Genomic DNA, 16,074 nt, shown 5'->3' with positions numbered 1-16,074 from the left:
TATTGACAAAGGAAGAAAAGAAACAAAAAAAGGCTTGTCGTGAGACAAGCCTTTTGTATATGTTTTATACTATAGCAATGTTACTTCACGACGTTTGACGTAAGTTGCTCCACCACCAAGTATGTACTGTAAAAGTTTTCATTGCCTCAAATATAGAGATGAAATTTTAATTGACAAAGATTTTTCTCTTTTTACTTTTTCAGAAAAAAGAAACCGCGCAATTTGGGTTTGCGCGGTTTAAAAATATTCTGTTGTTAGAACTTTAGATTTACATCCAATTCAAAATTGTCGTGGATAGTGTTATCTCCTAGATTAGAAAAGAAACTTCCCGAGCCATAACGCACGTTGAATTTGGATCTGTCAATAACGACTTTTGCTGATGCTGAATCTTCGTTTAATTTTTGTTCGAATGTTATAGGATTGGTTTTTTCTTTTATAGAAAGGTCACCCGATACGCCATAGGTTCCATCTTCTTGTTTTACAACATTTCGTACTACCAGTTTTGCCGTAGGATACTTGTCTACGCCAAAAAAGTCTTCATTCTTCAGATGATCTTCCAGTTGTTGTTTGTTTTTTCCGGAGAGGTCGGTTACTTTTATAGAAGTCATGTCCATAATAAATTCGCCTCCTGTAGGCTCGTTATTTTCGATGTTGAAATATCCTTCTTTAAGATTTATAGTTCCTGAGTGAGAACCTGCTAATTTTTTACCTTTCCAGATTACATTACTTTCCTGAGTTTTAATTTCCTTTTTCATAGTATAAAATTTGAATAATAATTATTGAGTTTTTTAGTACCAGTCGTGGCTTCCAGCCAATTCTTTTTTTCAGACAATTTTTTATTTAAATGAATTCGAAAAGTTGTTCTTTTCTTTTCCGAACTTTTTTGGCATCCTGAGCCGGATCTTCTTTACTGCGATAGCCTAATGTTGCTATAACAGCTGTGGTCAAGCCTTTTTCCTGAAGTCCAAGGACTTCATCAAATTTAGCAGCATCAAATCCTTCCATAGGACAGGTATCGATTCGGAAACTGGCTGCTGCTGAAAGGAGGTTGCCCATGGCGAGATAAGCCTGCTTTTGAGCCCATACATGTTGATCTTCAGTCGGAAGCGTAACAATACTATCTATAAGTTTATCTCTTAAGCCAGTGAGTTTATCTACAGCAATGTTCCGTACTGCACTAATATTTTCGATATAGGAGTCCACATAATCCTCGTCTATAGTCCGGTAATTGGCAAAAACGACCAGATGTGAGGAATCGGTGATCTGAGGTTGTCCCCAGGCTGCCGGCTTCAGTTTTTCTTTTATTTCCTGATCTTCAATTACCAATATTTTATAAGGTTGCATCCCGTAGGAAGAAGCTGAAAGCTGAATGCTCTTAAGGATTTTATCCAGATCTGTGGAACTGATTTTCTTTGTACTGTCAAACTTTTTTGTGGCGTAGCGCCATTTTAAATCTTCTATGTAAGTACTCATAACTGTTGTATATACAATTGTTAAACTAAATTTTTTTATCTGATTTTCTCCAGCAGGATATTAAGTTGTTCAATATCCTCCGGACTTAAAGTTTTTACGAATTTGTTCTCGACTTCTTCGACAATAGGATCTAACTCTTTTAGTAGTTCTAAGCCTTCTCCTGTAATCACTATCTCAACTTTTCTTCTATTTTCTTCACAAACACAGCGGTGAACCAGGTTCTTTTCGAGGAGCTTATCTACCAAACGTGTAGTGTTACTCATTTTATTGACCATTCTTTCCTGAATGGTATTCAAATTTGCGGGCTTACCGTTTTGTCCTCTTAAAATTCGTAATACATTAAACTGTTGATTGGAGATTCCAAAAGGTTTTAAAACATCAGCCATTAAGGTAATAGCCTTGGTGGTAGCCAACATCATGTTTATTACCAGTTTTTTATTTTCCGGTAAGGGTTTATTCGTTTTTAAGATTTTCTCAATATCCATTGTCTAAACAACATTTGTATATACAAATATATATCGCATTCTTGATATGAGCGTATAAAAAAAGGTTAAAATTTTAAAGAAGTTTCTTAAGCACAAAAATCGTCAAACGAAACGTTCAGTATCTTTACAGCTTTTAGTACTTTTAAACCTGAAATTTTAAAGACATAGAAATAATGAAAGAGCTTTCACAGGAAGAATGGAGAGATCAATTACAAAAGGACAAAGATGCAGTTATTCTTGATGTAAGAACAGAGGAAGAAATAGAAGAGGGTTTTATTCCCGGCGCCAAGAAAATTGATATATATAAAGGACAGGGATTTATAGATGAAGTAGAAAAACTCGACAAATCCAAAAATTACTATATCTATTGCCGTTCCGGAAAGCGTAGTGCACAGGCATGTTCTATACTGGATCAGAAAAGTTTTCAAAATACATATAACCTTGAAGGTGGTTTTATGGAATGGGAAGGGGATGTTGAGGGAGATGAGTAAAAATGATATTTAACCAAACCCACTATGAAGGTCTCTTTTGGCTTTATTTTATTCATCTTTGGTAGAGATTTTGACAGAAGATCGGAAAAAAGGTATCGCCAGATACTATAGTTTTTCTTTTGTCGTTAAAAAGAAACTTAGACTGTCTATTATTTTGAATAATTGATATATTTACGGCCCAAGTCAGGATCTTATAAACCTAATATTTATGAACAAGTTTTTTTTACCACTTCTATTTTGTCTTTTCTTTTTTTCTTTTTCTCAGGCTCAGGAATTCAGCTTCGGAATAAAAGGTGGGCTTAACTATGCTATGGGGGGCGAGATTATTGGCCGGTCATCTAATGTTGACGGTACTCCTCAGTATAGTACTGGCACTTTCACTCCAGATTCCAATATTGGTTTTCATGGAGGTGCTTTTATTGAAATGAGGTTTGGTAAGTTTTTCATAAGGCCAGAGGCATTGTATATTTCAGCTGAGACAGAATTTACTTTGGTGAACAGTACATCTTCTTATACTGTTGATCAGCTCACTATTCCTTTATTAGTTGGCTATAATGTGTATGGTCCCATAGATGTTTATGCAGGGCCGGCGTATAATAATATTATAGAAGGAGCCTTACAAAATACGAAAGACCCTATAGTAGTGCAAAATTCACCTTTAGCCGCTCAGGCTGGTTTAAAGGCAGGGGTAGGACGTTTTGAACTTGATTTACGTTACTCGCGAAGCTTGGCTACTGCTGAAAATCAATCAATAGATGTTGATAATGATAATACAGTAACGGGTGGTGTGAACCAGAGAGATGGAGTAAATCTGGCCAGTTTCGACGGCAGGTTGCACCATGTTTTATTGAGTCTTAGCTTTAAATTATTTGATAGCTCCGCTAGTCCACGCAGAAGGAGTGGAGGTTGTTATTTTTAACTTATAAGAATTCTCTGAATGGTTACTGCATAATTCTTATCTAGACTCATAAGGAAAGAAATAGGTAGTACGTTTTTTTGATGTAACTATGGTAAAACCATACTTCACCCTCCACAGTAAATCTTTATTATTTTCATTATTCTCTATCAATTATGTTAGCTGATGATTTTACCTTCTCGAAAGATTCAGAAAGTTTCAAGAGGCCCCCAATGACCTCTTTCTGATCTTTAGTGTTCACTGGTATCATCTTCACCCATCATATTAACTGTCTTTTCTACTCCACCATTAGTGAATACTAAATTATTTGGACATGTGTGATGATTTATTCATCCAGGCATAAAGTTTATTCTGCCTGGGGGGCAATATCTGTGAAGTATTTTCGATTCTAAATTTAAACTTACTTTTAGTCCCTCAAGCAGGATTTAATTCTTGAGGCTTGCCTCGAAATTATAAAATAGTTTTCCAATTCATACCTCATGGGCTTGCCCCGAGGTTCTTTATTCGGGCTCCGGAGAGTTTCAATTTTTGGGTGGTTAATTTTGCAGCTTTACCCAGAACAGCTTTTTCCTTCTGCTTGATTTGAGGCACACTTAGATGTAATATAGGTAAGAAGTGTCTCAGATTCTCTTCGGGAAAATACAAAATAAATCGACTTTTGGAATGGTTTCCTACTTCATAAAAAACCTCTGCCCCAACTGAAATTCTCAAAAATAAAATAAAGAAAACTGTTCTCTTTTAGCTACGCTTCTGAAGGAATTTGCATTTTTAAGAATAATTGTAAATTTTTTGTAAGTATCTCATAGTTAAAAATATACCTTTCATCGAAAGGTATTCTTACGGATTAAGTTTTCAAAGCAAAAATCTTCATATTGGGCGTAATTTTTTGATTTTAACACATTGCTATTCTATTTTTATTAACAGTGTTATAGCTTCTAAAATTATAGAATATTTATAAAATCATCGTTTTTGATCAATAAATATCAACATTTACTGCTATATGACATTTTATCTGTTCTTCTAGTTTTTATATTTAAAAAATTTTAACATTTCTTCTGAACGAACCTTAGGAAAATTTACAATCTTAGTAATGAAGAAAATGATCAATTTTTTATACCCCACACATTGTATTTTCGGTCCTTATATTTAAGATATTCCCCACAGAGCAATTGTAACTTGTAAGACCAATATGGGACTTACAGCGGCGAAGCCATGGAGATCCTATTTTCCACCAACCAGGAACCAGTAAATATAAATTTCTTAGGATTTCCTCCCCGTGAGCAAAGTTTTGTGAAAGGATTAATCTAAGATATTGTTTTATGAAGTTGTCTTCGAAAAAAAATTTAGAAATAAGTATCAAATAAAACAACATGAGAATCAAGAATATATGCTGTATAGGAGCAGGTTATGTCGGTGGACCAACAATGGCTGTTATTGCCCAAAAATGTCCTGATATTCAGGTCACTGTTGTGGATATTAATGAAGAACGTATTGCGGCCTGGAATAATGAGGATGTAGAAAGAATACCGATTTATGAACCGGGTTTGCCCGCTGTAGTTCAGGAAGGAAGAGGTAGGAATTTATTTTTTTCTACCGATGTTGATACTGCTATAGATAAAGCTGAAATGATATTTATATCGGTTAATACTCCCACAAAAACATATGGAATAGGCAAGGGAATGGCAGCAGATCTTAAATGGATAGAATTATGTGCACGACAAATAGCACGCATATCCAGGAACGACAAAATTGTAGTAGAGAAATCTACACTTCCCGTGCGAACTGCTGCTGCTCTAAAGGAAATACTGAAGCATACAGGAAATGGGGTGAAGTATCAAATTTTGTCTAATCCGGAATTTCTGGCTGAAGGAACTGCAATTCAGGATTTATTACATCCAGACCGGGTGCTAATAGGAGGGGACATTGAGACAAAAGACGGTATAGAAGCAATTTCGGCATTATCGGATATATATGAGAAGTGGGTACCAAAATCAAAAATACTGACTACTAATGTTTGGTCCTCAGAACTCTCGAAACTTACTGCCAATGCTTTTCTTGCTCAACGTGTTTCCAGCATAAATGCAATGTCAGAACTTTGTGAAGTAACAGGGGCAGATGTTACCGAAGTCGCAAAAGCCCTTGGAATGGATTCCAGGATTGGACCAAAGTTTTTAAATTCGTCTGTAGGTTTTGGAGGCTCCTGCTTTCAAAAAGATATCCTCAACCTCGTTTACATCGCGAAATCTTTTGGCCTAAAGCAAGTAGCCGAATATTGGGAGCAGGTGATTATTATGAATGATCACCAGAAAAAAAGATTTGCGGCAAACATTATTAGGACTCTTTATAATACCGTTTCTGGAAAAAAAATAACTGTTCTCGGGTGGTCGTTTAAAAAGGATACTAATGATACGAGGGAATCAGCAGCCATCTATGTAGTAGATCATTTATTAAATGAGGAGGCAGAGATAGCGGTTTATGATCCAAAAGTTCAGGCAGAACAAATTTATAAGGATTTGGATTATCTGGAAAGTAGAAATAAAGAAGCCAATAGGTTAAATCTTAATGTAACTAATGATCCTTACGAGGCATGCAAAGATTCGCATGCTATTGCAGTACTAACAGAATGGGAAGAATTTAAGACTTATAATTGGGAAAAGATATACGAAAATATGTTGAAGCCAGCATTTCTTTTTGATGGTCGTAATTTACTTAATATAGAGGAACTCACTAAAATTGGTTTTGTAATAAAGAGTATTGGGAAGCCAGCGCCTACAAAAAATTCCGTTGTTTCCAAGCCGGCTTTAGTTAGTTAGCAAATCTAAAAATGTCTCCACCCCTTTTGAAAAAATTTTGTGAAATAAGCAATTTACTTAATAGCCAATTCTCTAAAATGTTTTCCTATGAAAGAAGTTTCGCATGTAATTTTAACTGGAGGAATTGGAAGTAGATTATGGCCTTTATCCAGACAGTCCAAACCTAAACAATATCTTGAAATCTTTTCGGAGAAATCTTTGTTCGAACTGGCGATCGAAAGAAATAGACTTTTTTCAAAACAGTTAATTGTAGTCGGAAATAGGGTTAATCAAGAGCTTTCAAAAAAAATACTGAGAAAGTTAAATCTCAATAACTTTTTAAACATTGTTGAGTCGACTCCACGCAATACTGCACCGGCAATCGCTTTTGCTGCTCTTTCCGCAGACCCTGATGACGTCCTACTGGTAACCCCGGCAGATCATATTATAGAGGAAGGTGAAAGCTATACTACAGCTGTTCAGAAAGCTATAGAGCTGGCTGAAAAAGACTTTTTAGTAACATTTGGAGTACAGCCGACTGCCCCGGAAACAGGATATGGTTATATTGAATTTGATGGAGATGAAGTGCTTTCATTTCGGGAAAACCAGATAAGCAAAGTGCTCAGTCCTTTCTGCAGGCAGGTAATTTTTTGTGGAATAGTGGAATGTTTTGTTTTAAAGCCGGTGTTTTCCTTAATGAACTACAAAAATTTGCTCCCGAAGTTTATCAGAGATCTTCCCAGGCTTGGCAGGCGAGCGAAGAAGGTTGTCTTGATTTTGATACTTCGATGGATATTCCTTCTATAAGCGTGGATTACGCAGTAATGGAAAAAAGCGACAGGATTAAAGTAGTTCCAGCTAATTTTCAATGGAGCGATATGGGATCCTTTGAGGCTGTTTATGAATATTTTAAGTCTCATGGATATACTACCGACTCAAATGCAAATATGCAACTTGGAGAAATTAAACCCACTTTTTTTGTAGGAGTAAATAACTGTATTCTTATTTCTACGAAAGATGCGAATTTAGTGATATCTAAAGAAGCTTCTCAGGATGTAAAAATGATCTATTCCTACCTAGAGCAAAATTGCCCGGATTTAATACGATAATTAAGAAGGTTGATGTTTGGATGCTCTTATGTGTTCTTCTTTAAAAAAATAATAAAATGAAAAGAATTTTAGTGACTGGAGGTGCGGGCTTTATAGGTTCTCACCTTTGCAAAAGATTACTGGATGAAGGTAACGAGGTCATTTGTCTGGATAACTATTTTACAGGAAGCAAAGAAAATATTGTTCCTCTGATGGATAACCCCTATTTTGAAGCTATTCGGCATGATGTGACCATTCCCTTTATGATTGAAGTGGACGAAATTTATAACCTAGCGTGCCCGGCTTCACCTGTACATTACCAATATAATTCCATTAAAACTATAAAGACTTCCGTAATGGGAGCTATAAATATGTTGGGTTTGGCCAAAAGGGTTAAAGCTACGGTTTTACAGGCAAGTACCAGCGAAGTGTATGGTGATCCTGAAATTCATCCTCAACTAGAAAGTTACTGGGGTAACGTGAATCCAATAGGTCCTCGTTCCTGTTATGACGAAGGAAAAAGATGTGCGGAAACGTTATTTATGGATTATCACCATCAAAATAATGTTGATGTGAAAATTGTTCGCATCTTTAATACTTACGGTCCGAATATGAATCCTGACGATGGTCGCGTAGTATCAAATTTTATAGTACAGGCATTAAAAGGAGAGGATATTACCATTTTCGGTGATGGTAAACAAACAAGATCTTTTCAGTATGTAGATGATTTGGTGGAAGGTCTGATAAGGATGATGACTACAAAAGGTTTTACCGGACCAGTGAATATTGGTAATCAAAACGAATTTACGATGTTGGAATTAGCAGAACATATTTTAAATATAATTGGGTCTTCTTCCAAATTAATATTTAAGGATTTGCCCCAGGACGATCCTAAACAAAGGCAACCGGATATTACACTAGCTAAGAAACATCTTAATGGCTGGGAGCCAAAGATAGAATTAAGAGAGGGGTTATTTAAAACGATTCAATATTTTGATGCTCTGCTAGGACAAAAATCATTCTCTAATCCGACGCTTTAAACATATTTGCTTAGGCAGCAAGTAATTCTTGCAAAATCTGCCGCTCTTTCTTACTACCTATAAATTGATTTTTAAACAATGAAAGTTTCGATAATTACCGTAGTCTATAATAATGTGAATTTTATTATAGATTGTATTGATTCCGTATTTCATCAAACATATTCTGACATCGAATACATTGTTATTGATGGAGGCTCCACTGATGGAACACAACAGAAGATTCGGCCTTTTTTGAAAAATATTTCCTATTTCGTTTCTGAGAAAGATATGGGGATATATGATGCTTATAACAAAGGCATTAAAATGGCCACGGGAAATATTATAGGTATTCTCAATTCGGATGATTTTTTCTACCGAAAAAATACTGTAGAAAAGATCGTGGAAAAATTCGAACAGTCTGGTGCAGACCTGGTATACGGCAAAGGCATTTTTGTAGATCAAACAAAAACTTTTGATGTAAAGCGGATTTACCCTTCAAATCCATTTAAAAAGAATTATCTGCTCTTTGGCTGGATTCCTCTGCACCCAACTATTTACGTGCGTCGGGAGATTTATGAAAAGTACGGTTTTTATGACCAGCAGTATAAAATAGCAGGTGATTATGAGATGTCTCTCAGATGGTTTAGAAATGAGCACATAAAAAAAACTTATCTCGATGAATGGGTGGTAAGAATGCGCCTGGGTGGCAGAAGTACAACTCTGGACCTTCAGAAGCAAAAATCAATGGAGGACCTTCAGATTATTAGAAAAAACCACCTTTTGGGATTATTTACTCTTTGTTTTAAAATTGCTAGAAAAGTACCCCATTATCTCATTCCCAGATTATCTCCTACCGGGAAATTTTTTAGAGTCGAAGGAGATGACATTAATAGCTAAGGTACGGTGAATTTCTTATTACCAGAAAAAGGTGGGGTTTGAAAATTGTAAAGAATTAATTATCTAATATGAAAGTAGCATTTATTACAGGAGTCACCGGGCAGGATGGCGCTTATCTAAGCGAGTTCCTTTTAAAAAAAGGATATATCGTGCATGGATTGAAAAGAAGAGCTTCACTTTTTAATACAGACAGGGTCGATCACCTATACCAAGATCCTCATGTAGAAAACAGAAATTTTGTTTTGCATTATGGTGATATGACCGATAGCACAAATCTTATCCGTCTTATTCAGCAAATTAAACCAGACGAAATATATAACTTGGCCGCTATGAGTCATGTGCAGGTTTCCTTTGAGACACCTGAGTACACAGGAAATGCAGATGGTCTTGGAACGCTACGTATTTTGGATGCAGTTCGCTTATTGGGGTTTGAAAAAAGGACAAAAGTGTATCAGGCATCAACTTCAGAATTGTACGGAAAGGTTCAGGAAACTCCTCAGACAGAAACAACACCGTTTTATCCCAGAAGCCCCTATGCTGTGGCTAAAATGTATGCTTACTGGATAACAGTTAATTATCGTGAAGCATATGGAATGTTTGCCTGCAATGGAATTTTATTTAATCACGAATCCCCGATTAGGGGAGAAACATTTGTTACCCGTAAAATAACCCGCGCGGCTGCGCGTATTGCTCTTGGACTCCAGGAAAAAATTTTTCTGGGAAATCTTAACGCACGGCGTGATTGGGGGCATGCCAGGGATTACGTAAGAATGATGTGGATGATTCTTCAGGCAGAGGAGCCTGAAGATTGGGTAATTGCTACAGGAAGAACTACTTCCGTAAGAGATTTTGTGAAATTGGCCTTTAATGAGGTAGGAATAGAACTAGAATTTATAGGGGAGGGAGTAAAAGAAAAGGGAATTGTAAAATCATGTTTAAATCCTCAATTTCAGTTGGAAGCTGGTAAAGAAATCTTAGTTGTAGACCCTCGTTATTTTAGGCCAACAGAAGTAGAACTTCTTATAGGAGATGCTACTAAAGCAAATACGAAATTAGGCTGGGTGCCAGAATATAATTTGCAGGATTTAATAAAGGAGATGATGGAAAGCGATGTTAGACTTATGCAAAAAAACCAACATATCCAGAATGGAGGTTATGAGGTGTATAATTATTATGAATAATCAATTAATGCTAGTGGTTCATTAAAACTACTAAGACGACATGCAACGAATTCTAAAATTTTTGTAGCAGGACACCGAGGTTTGGTAGGTAGCGCTATAAAGATTAATCTGGAGAGGAAAGGGTATAAAAATATTATTACCCGCACTCGTGAGGAATTGGATTTAACAGATGCAGTCGCCGTAGAAGCCTTTTTCTCTAATGTTAAACCAGATTATGTTTTTCTGGCGGCTGCGAAAGTGGGAGGGATATTGGCTAATAATAAATATCGGGCAAATTTCATGTATGAAAATATAATGATTCAGAATAATGTTATACATCATAGCTACTTACATGGAGTTAAGAAACTTCTTTTTTTAGGAAGTACGTGCATATATCCTAAAAAATGTCCCCAACCTATGAAGGAAGAGTACCTCCTGACCGGCCTTCTGGAATATACTAATGAGCCTTATGCCATTGCTAAAATTGCAGGAATAAAAATGTGCGAAAGCTACAACCTGCAATACGGTACTAATTTCATTTCTGTAATGCCTACTAATCTCTATGGTCCAAACGATAATTTTGACCTGGAAAGATCCCATGTTCTTCCAGCACTAATAAGAAAAATGCACCTTGGCAAAGCTTTGGAACAAAATGACTGGGAAATTCTAAGACAGGATCTTTTCTATAGGCCTATAGAAGGTGTTTCTGATAGATCTTCTAAAAATGAAATAATCGAAAAGCTGCACAAATATGGAGTTCAGCAAACTGGGGGACAGGTAAATATAGAAATATGGGGAAGTGGAGATCCAAAAAGAGAATTTTTATGGAGCGAGGATATGGCGGATGCCTGCATTTTTTTGATGATGAAAAAAAGATTCACAAACATTCTTGAAGACATTGCTTTTAAAGAAGGAAGGCAAATTCAAAAAGAAGTTCGAAATACACATATTAATATAGGTACCGGTAAGGAGGTTTCAATATACGACCTCGCTTATCTAATTAAGGGAATTACAGGTTTTCAGGGATACTTATTTTTTAACAAAAATAAAACCGACGGAACAATGAGAAAGTTAACTGATTCTTCCAGATTGGAACATTTAGGATGGAAATATCAGGTGGGGCTTACAGAAGGTATAAATAGATTATACGGTTGGTATTCCACCAAAATTCCCATTGAAGATTCAAGAACTATTTGAGTAACTATTGAATAATACAAGAATGAAAAAGTCCGCTTTCATTATTCCAATTTCTATAGCTATCCATTTAATAATATTAAATGGAACTCTTCTCATGCTTACTTCTGAAACTTATTTGGACACATTTCATATCTTTTATTATAACATTGTTTGGTTGCTTATCACCTATAGTCTCAACTTCTATCCAACCGCTAGAAAAGAGAAATTTATGCATAACTTCATTAAAATGGTTGAGTTATATATCATTTTCGGCCTGTCTTACTTTGCTCTTTTTAGTTTTGAAAAAAATCAGGGAATATCACCAAGATTTCAGCTGTACGTTTTATGTGTAATATTTACTTTTCTCACCTTATACAGGTGGATGTTTTATTGGTTAAGAAGTAAATATCGGTTGGGGGGAGGTAATTACGTTAATGTAATTGTAATAGGAAGAGATAAAAATTTAAAGAAAATTAGAAAGGTGTTTGAAGAGCCTGAATTAGGGTATCGCTATAAAGGTTACTTTGATCATAATTATTCCAGTAGCCCTACCTACCTCGGACCAATTGAGGCCTGTTATGAATATGTTTTAAAAAATATGGTAGATGAAATTTACTGTATGGTGTCTAAACTTTCTCATGATGAAATTAAGCAGCTTATGAAATTCGCTGACAATAGTTTGATAAAGCTTAAGATAATCCCAGATAACAAAGAAATCTTCACACATGCAATGACTATTGAACTTTACGATACTATACCGGTACTAAACATGAGAAAGCTGCCAATGGAAACCGAATTCGCTCTTTTAGCTAAGCGTACATTCGACATTCTTTTTTCTTCACTAGTACTAATTTTTATTCTTTCATGGCTTACTCCACTTCTATATGTCTTAATAAAAATGGAATCTCCCGGCCCTCTTTTCTTCAAGCAGGAAAGAAACGGAGTTAAAAGGAGAGTATTCTGGTGTCATAAATTTAGATCTATGACTACTAGCAGTAATGCCCATACCTCCATGGCCATAAGAAATGATATAAGAATCACCAGAATCGGGAAATTTATGCGAAAGACCAGTATAGATGAATTACCGCAGTTTATTGATGTATTTTTTGGTGATATGAGCGTTGTAGGACCACGTCCACATATGAAATACCATACCAGTCAGTATGAATCTTCAGTGGATAAGTATCTGGTGAGGCATTTCGTAAAACCGGGAATTACCGGTTTAGCACAAATTAAAGGCTACCGTGGAGAGATTATGAGGAAAGCCGATATCATTAATCGCGTAAGATTCGATATTTTTTACATTGAAAAATGGTCATTACTTCTGGATATTAGAATAGTTTTCCAAACTGTTGTCAATGCTTTCAGAGGAGATGACAAAGCTTATTAAATTAAAAACTAATTTATTTTACTATATGAAAAAAGTACCCGCTCTTATATGTCTTTTAATATTAATCTTTTCCTGTTCGGGCTCAAGAGATCTAGTCTACTTTAGTGACTTGGGAGGGGAGTCAGTTTATACTGAAAGAATAACATCCAATGCAAAAAAGCCAAACGTAAAACCAGGTGATCTTCTAGATATAACTGTTACAAGTCTTAACCCTCTGGCAAATGCTCCTTTTAACAGAGGGACACTTCCTTCAGTGGGAAGTGCAAGAAATACTGCTTCGTCAGAAAACACTACACAGGGATACCTGGTAGACTACAGTGGAAGAATCGATTTTCCAGTACTTGGTTCTATTGAAGTCGCCGGACTTTCAAAATCTCAGGTAAAGGAGAAGCTTAGGGGAATGCTGACGGATTATCTAACTGAGCCGGTAATCAATATCAGGTATCTCAATTATAGTATTACCGTAGTAGGTGAAGTTAAAAATCCTTCCACTTTCATAGTGCCTTCAGAAAAAATCAGCATTGTGGAGGCTTTAGGCATGGCGGGAGATATGACCGTCTACGGGAAAAGAGATAATGTTCTTGTAATAAGGGAAGCAGAAGGGGAAAGAAGCATGATTAGACTTAACTTGAATAATAAGGATGTGCTTAATTCTCCATATTTTTATCTACAGCCGGACGATGTAGTCTATGTAGAACCGGTTAAATCCAAAAAAGAACAGGCAAGTGTAACCAGGAATAATATATCTCTCCTTCTGTCGGTTATCTCTGTTCTATCAATATTTATTATTTATCTAAATTAAAATTTTCACTTATGGCGGAAAATAAATTAATATCAGGAGGAAGTGAAAACAAAGATATGAATAAGGTAATTTCATATTACTCCAAATATTGGTATCTGTTTTTAATTGGTATCATCTTATGTATCGGTATTGCCTACTGGTATGTCAACTATGAGGCTGTGCCGGAGTACAGGATTAGCAGCACCTTATTGGTTAAAGATAAAGATAAGGGTTCTGGCGCTTCAGACATGGAGGCTATTGCTGACCTGGGTTTGGTGAAACCTATAAGAAATGTTGAAGATGAGATAGGTATATTAAAATCTTCCAGTTTAATGGAAAAGGCTCTGCAGGACCTGTCAATGCAGGTAAAATATTCGGTGCCTGAAAATATATCTGAAGAAAAGTTTCTACAAAACCTTCCAGTAACCATTCTGGTAGATGATTCGGAAACATTGGAGTATAATGTCCCTATTTATATAAAAATGAAGGATGAAAAGACTTTCGAACTTTATGAGACGAATGGAGGTGACAAGAGCGTGCATAGTTTTCAAGAAAAAATAAGAAAACCCTGGGGAACTTTTACCGTGGTAAAATCCACTGCTATCCCCGCTTCTAATTGGTACAGTACCATAAGCTTCTATTTTCAGGACATTGCGGCCATCGCAGATTATTACAGCAAGCAATTAACTGTCTTGCAACTCACCCAGGCAGGAGGGCTTCTGGAAATAAGCATTGTCCATCCTGTTCCCGAACAGGGTGAAGAAATACTTGCGCAATTAATTGAAGCCTACAGGCGAGAAGCAGTCGCTTACAGGAACGAACTAGCATCAAGTACAATTGCAATGATTGATGAGCGTCTTGATTTTCTCACTGGGGAATTATCGAATGTGGAGAAAAATGTTGAGCAATTCAAGAGGGAAAACGCCCTTACAAATGTAAATTCTGATGCTGAACTTTACTTAGAAAAAGCGAGTGAATACAACCGGCAACTGGCAGAATATCAAACACAAATAGATGTCTTAAATTCTATTGAAAGTTATTTAAGCACTGAGGATGGTGATGGTGCCATGGTTCCCAGTTCTTTAAATATTCAAGATCCCACTCTGGTAGGTCTTATTTCCAGGTTTAACGATTTGCAGCTGGAGCGCAAAAGGATGCTACAGACCACTCCTAAAAGTAACCCGCTTGTTGTAGACATCGACAGGCAGCTTACTAGTTTAAGAAGCAATATTCTTGAAAATTTGAGAAATATTAAAAACGGACTTATTATTACAAGTAGAAACCTGGCGGCAAATACGAGGAGATATGAATCACAAATTGCTAAGGTTCCTACTGTAGAACGCGGCTTACTGGAGATTAACAGGCAGCAGAGCACTAAAGAAGGACTTTATCTTTACCTTTTACAGAAGAGGGAAGAGGAAGCACTGTCTATGGCTGCTCCCGTCTCCAACTCGCGGATTATAGATGCACCCAAGGCAGGCAATTACCCGGTAAGTCCTAATAAAACTTCTATTTATTTAGGAGCTTTGATCTTTGGACTATTTCTGCCGTTCTCAGTAATCTATGTAAAGGAGAAAATAAATGATAAAATTGGAGATACTTCAGATATTCAGGAATTAACAGATACTCCTATCCTGGGAGAAATAGCTCATAATCGTGAGAAGGAGAAAATGGTGGTGGGAGAAAGGAATACTACGCCGGTGGCCGAATTGTTCAGGCTAATTCGCTTCAATCTAAAGTTCGTTTCTGCGGGTAAAGCAAATAAGGTGATTCTCGTTACTTCCGGAATGAAAGGCGAAGGGAAAACCTTTTTCACCCTTAATCTCGGAGCCAGTCTCGCGATATCCGGGAAAAAAGTAGTGGCTCTAAGTTTTGACCTGAGAGCTCCAAAACTGATGAGAACAGTAGGTTTATCTGATGATTTTGGAATAAGCGATTTTATCATAAATGAAAATATTGAAGCTAGCGAAATTGTGGTTCCCTCTCCGGAAATCAAAGGCTTGTCGTTTATAGGCTCAGGACCCATTCCTCCAAATGCAGGAGAATTGATGCTCAGCAATAGGATAGAAGTTCTTATTGATGAGTTAAAAAAGGAATATGATTATGTCCTGATCGATTCTGCTCCGGTCGGTAAAGTGGCTGATGGCTTTGCGTTGGCGCCTTATGTGGATTCAACAATATATATAGTTCGGCACAATGTTACCCGTCGAAGACAACTTAAAACTTTAGATGACATTTACAGAACAGGCAAACTGAAACGTCCAATGGTGGTTCTTAATGGTATTAAAACACAAGAAGCCTATGGCTATGGCTATGGTGCCAGGGAGAAACAGAGTACAGCATACAAAGTTAGAACTGCAGAAACCTAATGTGAGTAGTAGAGAGAGTGAAGAATTATATAAAAAA

The 16,074-nt window shown here is 36.4% G+C and carries 13 protein-coding genes and 1 pseudogene; 11 read left to right on the top strand and 3 right to left on the bottom strand.

Going from position 1 to position 16,074, the window contains the following annotated elements:
• Positions 1-254: 254 nt before the first annotated feature.
• The 3 genes from RM545_RS05235 to RM545_RS05225 form a co-directional block, all read right to left on the bottom strand.
• Positions 255-755 (bottom strand): YceI family protein, encoded by a 501-nt coding sequence (locus RM545_RS05235; protein WP_311494268.1) that lies wholly within the window; start codon positions 753-755, stop codon positions 255-257.
• A gap of 85 nt (positions 756-840) precedes the next feature.
• Positions 841-1,473: an NAD(P)H-dependent oxidoreductase gene (locus RM545_RS05230; protein WP_311494267.1), complete on the bottom strand. Its 633-nt coding sequence runs from the start codon at positions 1,471-1,473 to the stop codon at positions 841-843.
• 35 nt (positions 1,474-1,508) lie between these two features.
• The gene (locus RM545_RS05225; protein WP_311494266.1) at positions 1,509-1,958 is read right to left on the bottom strand and encodes a MarR family winged helix-turn-helix transcriptional regulator; all 450 of its coding nucleotides are present in this window, start codon (positions 1,956-1,958) and stop codon (positions 1,509-1,511) included.
• 173 nt (positions 1,959-2,131) lie between these two features.
• Here RM545_RS05225 and RM545_RS05220 point away from each other — a divergent pair, with 173 nt between their 5' ends.
• The 11 genes and pseudogenes from RM545_RS05220 (at position 2,132) to RM545_RS05170 (ending at position 16,037) form a co-directional block, all read left to right on the top strand.
• Complete coding sequence (locus RM545_RS05220) at positions 2,132-2,449, top strand: rhodanese-like domain-containing protein (protein ID WP_311494265.1); 318 nt, start codon at positions 2,132-2,134, stop codon at positions 2,447-2,449.
• A gap of 208 nt (positions 2,450-2,657) precedes the next feature.
• Positions 2,658-3,368, top strand: a complete 711-nt coding sequence (locus RM545_RS05215; protein WP_311494264.1) for an outer membrane beta-barrel protein — start codon at positions 2,658-2,660, stop codon at positions 3,366-3,368.
• A 1,367-nt stretch (positions 3,369-4,735) separates the two neighbouring features.
• Positions 4,736-6,178, top strand: a complete 1,443-nt coding sequence (locus RM545_RS05210; protein ID WP_311494263.1) for a UDP-glucose 6-dehydrogenase — start codon at positions 4,736-4,738, stop codon at positions 6,176-6,178.
• A gap of 87 nt (positions 6,179-6,265) precedes the next feature.
• Positions 6,266-7,266 (top strand): annotated as a pseudogene (locus tag RM545_RS05205) (mannose-1-phosphate guanylyltransferase).
• A gap of 56 nt (positions 7,267-7,322) precedes the next feature.
• Entirely contained in the window at positions 7,323-8,285 is a 963-nt protein-coding gene (locus RM545_RS05200) for a UDP-glucuronic acid decarboxylase family protein (protein ID WP_311494262.1), read from the top strand.
• Between the two features lie 78 nt (positions 8,286-8,363).
• Positions 8,364-9,161, top strand: coding sequence for a glycosyltransferase family 2 protein (locus RM545_RS05195; protein WP_311494261.1), 798 nt, complete (start codon positions 8,364-8,366; stop codon positions 9,159-9,161).
• A 68-nt stretch (positions 9,162-9,229) separates the two neighbouring features.
• On the top strand, positions 9,230-10,342 hold the full coding sequence (gene gmd / locus RM545_RS05190; protein ID WP_311494260.1) for a GDP-mannose 4,6-dehydratase: 1,113 nt from the start codon (positions 9,230-9,232) through the stop codon (positions 10,340-10,342).
• 3 nt (positions 10,343-10,345) lie between these two features.
• A complete protein-coding gene (locus RM545_RS05185) occupies positions 10,346-11,518 on the top strand; it encodes a GDP-L-fucose synthase family protein (protein ID WP_311494430.1) in 1,173 nt (390 codons plus the stop codon).
• 22 nt (positions 11,519-11,540) lie between these two features.
• Positions 11,541-12,887, top strand: a complete 1,347-nt coding sequence (locus tag RM545_RS05180) for an exopolysaccharide biosynthesis polyprenyl glycosylphosphotransferase (protein WP_311494259.1) — start codon at positions 11,541-11,543, stop codon at positions 12,885-12,887.
• Between the two features lie 25 nt (positions 12,888-12,912).
• Complete coding sequence (locus RM545_RS05175) at positions 12,913-13,689, top strand: polysaccharide biosynthesis/export family protein (RefSeq protein ID WP_311494258.1); 777 nt, start codon at positions 12,913-12,915, stop codon at positions 13,687-13,689.
• An 11-nt stretch (positions 13,690-13,700) separates the two neighbouring features.
• Entirely contained in the window at positions 13,701-16,037 is a 2,337-nt protein-coding gene (locus RM545_RS05170) for a GumC family protein (protein WP_311494257.1), read from the top strand.
• Positions 16,038-16,074: the final 37 nt, after the last annotated feature.

This window comes from Autumnicola lenta (genome assembly GCF_031846515.1).
Taxonomy (GTDB): Bacteria; Bacteroidota; Bacteroidia; order Flavobacteriales; family Flavobacteriaceae; genus Autumnicola; species Autumnicola lenta.
Note: the sequence above shows the minus strand (reverse complement) of the source record. Positions and strands in the feature narration are given on the sequence as shown.

Coding starts and splice junctions, on each gene's coding strand:
- gmd (WP_311494260.1), top strand. CDS start 9,230: ATGAAAGTAGCATTTATTACAGGAGTCACCGGGCAGGATGGCGCTTAT.
- RM545_RS05235 (WP_311494268.1), bottom strand. CDS start 755: ATGAAAAAGGAAATTAAAACTCAGGAAAGTAATGTAATCTGGAAAGGT.
- RM545_RS05200 (WP_311494262.1), top strand. CDS start 7,323: ATGAAAAGAATTTTAGTGACTGGAGGTGCGGGCTTTATAGGTTCTCAC.
- RM545_RS05220 (WP_311494265.1), top strand. CDS start 2,132: ATGAAAGAGCTTTCACAGGAAGAATGGAGAGATCAATTACAAAAGGAC.
- RM545_RS05170 (WP_311494257.1), top strand. CDS start 13,701: ATGGCGGAAAATAAATTAATATCAGGAGGAAGTGAAAACAAAGATATG.
- RM545_RS05180 (WP_311494259.1), top strand. CDS start 11,541: ATGAAAAAGTCCGCTTTCATTATTCCAATTTCTATAGCTATCCATTTA.
- RM545_RS05215 (WP_311494264.1), top strand. CDS start 2,658: ATGAACAAGTTTTTTTTACCACTTCTATTTTGTCTTTTCTTTTTTTCT.
- RM545_RS05210 (WP_311494263.1), top strand. CDS start 4,736: ATGAGAATCAAGAATATATGCTGTATAGGAGCAGGTTATGTCGGTGGA.
- RM545_RS05175 (WP_311494258.1), top strand. CDS start 12,913: ATGAAAAAAGTACCCGCTCTTATATGTCTTTTAATATTAATCTTTTCC.
- RM545_RS05195 (WP_311494261.1), top strand. CDS start 8,364: ATGAAAGTTTCGATAATTACCGTAGTCTATAATAATGTGAATTTTATT.
- RM545_RS05230 (WP_311494267.1), bottom strand. CDS start 1,473: ATGAGTACTTACATAGAAGATTTAAAATGGCGCTACGCCACAAAAAAG.
- RM545_RS05225 (WP_311494266.1), bottom strand. CDS start 1,958: ATGGATATTGAGAAAATCTTAAAAACGAATAAACCCTTACCGGAAAAT.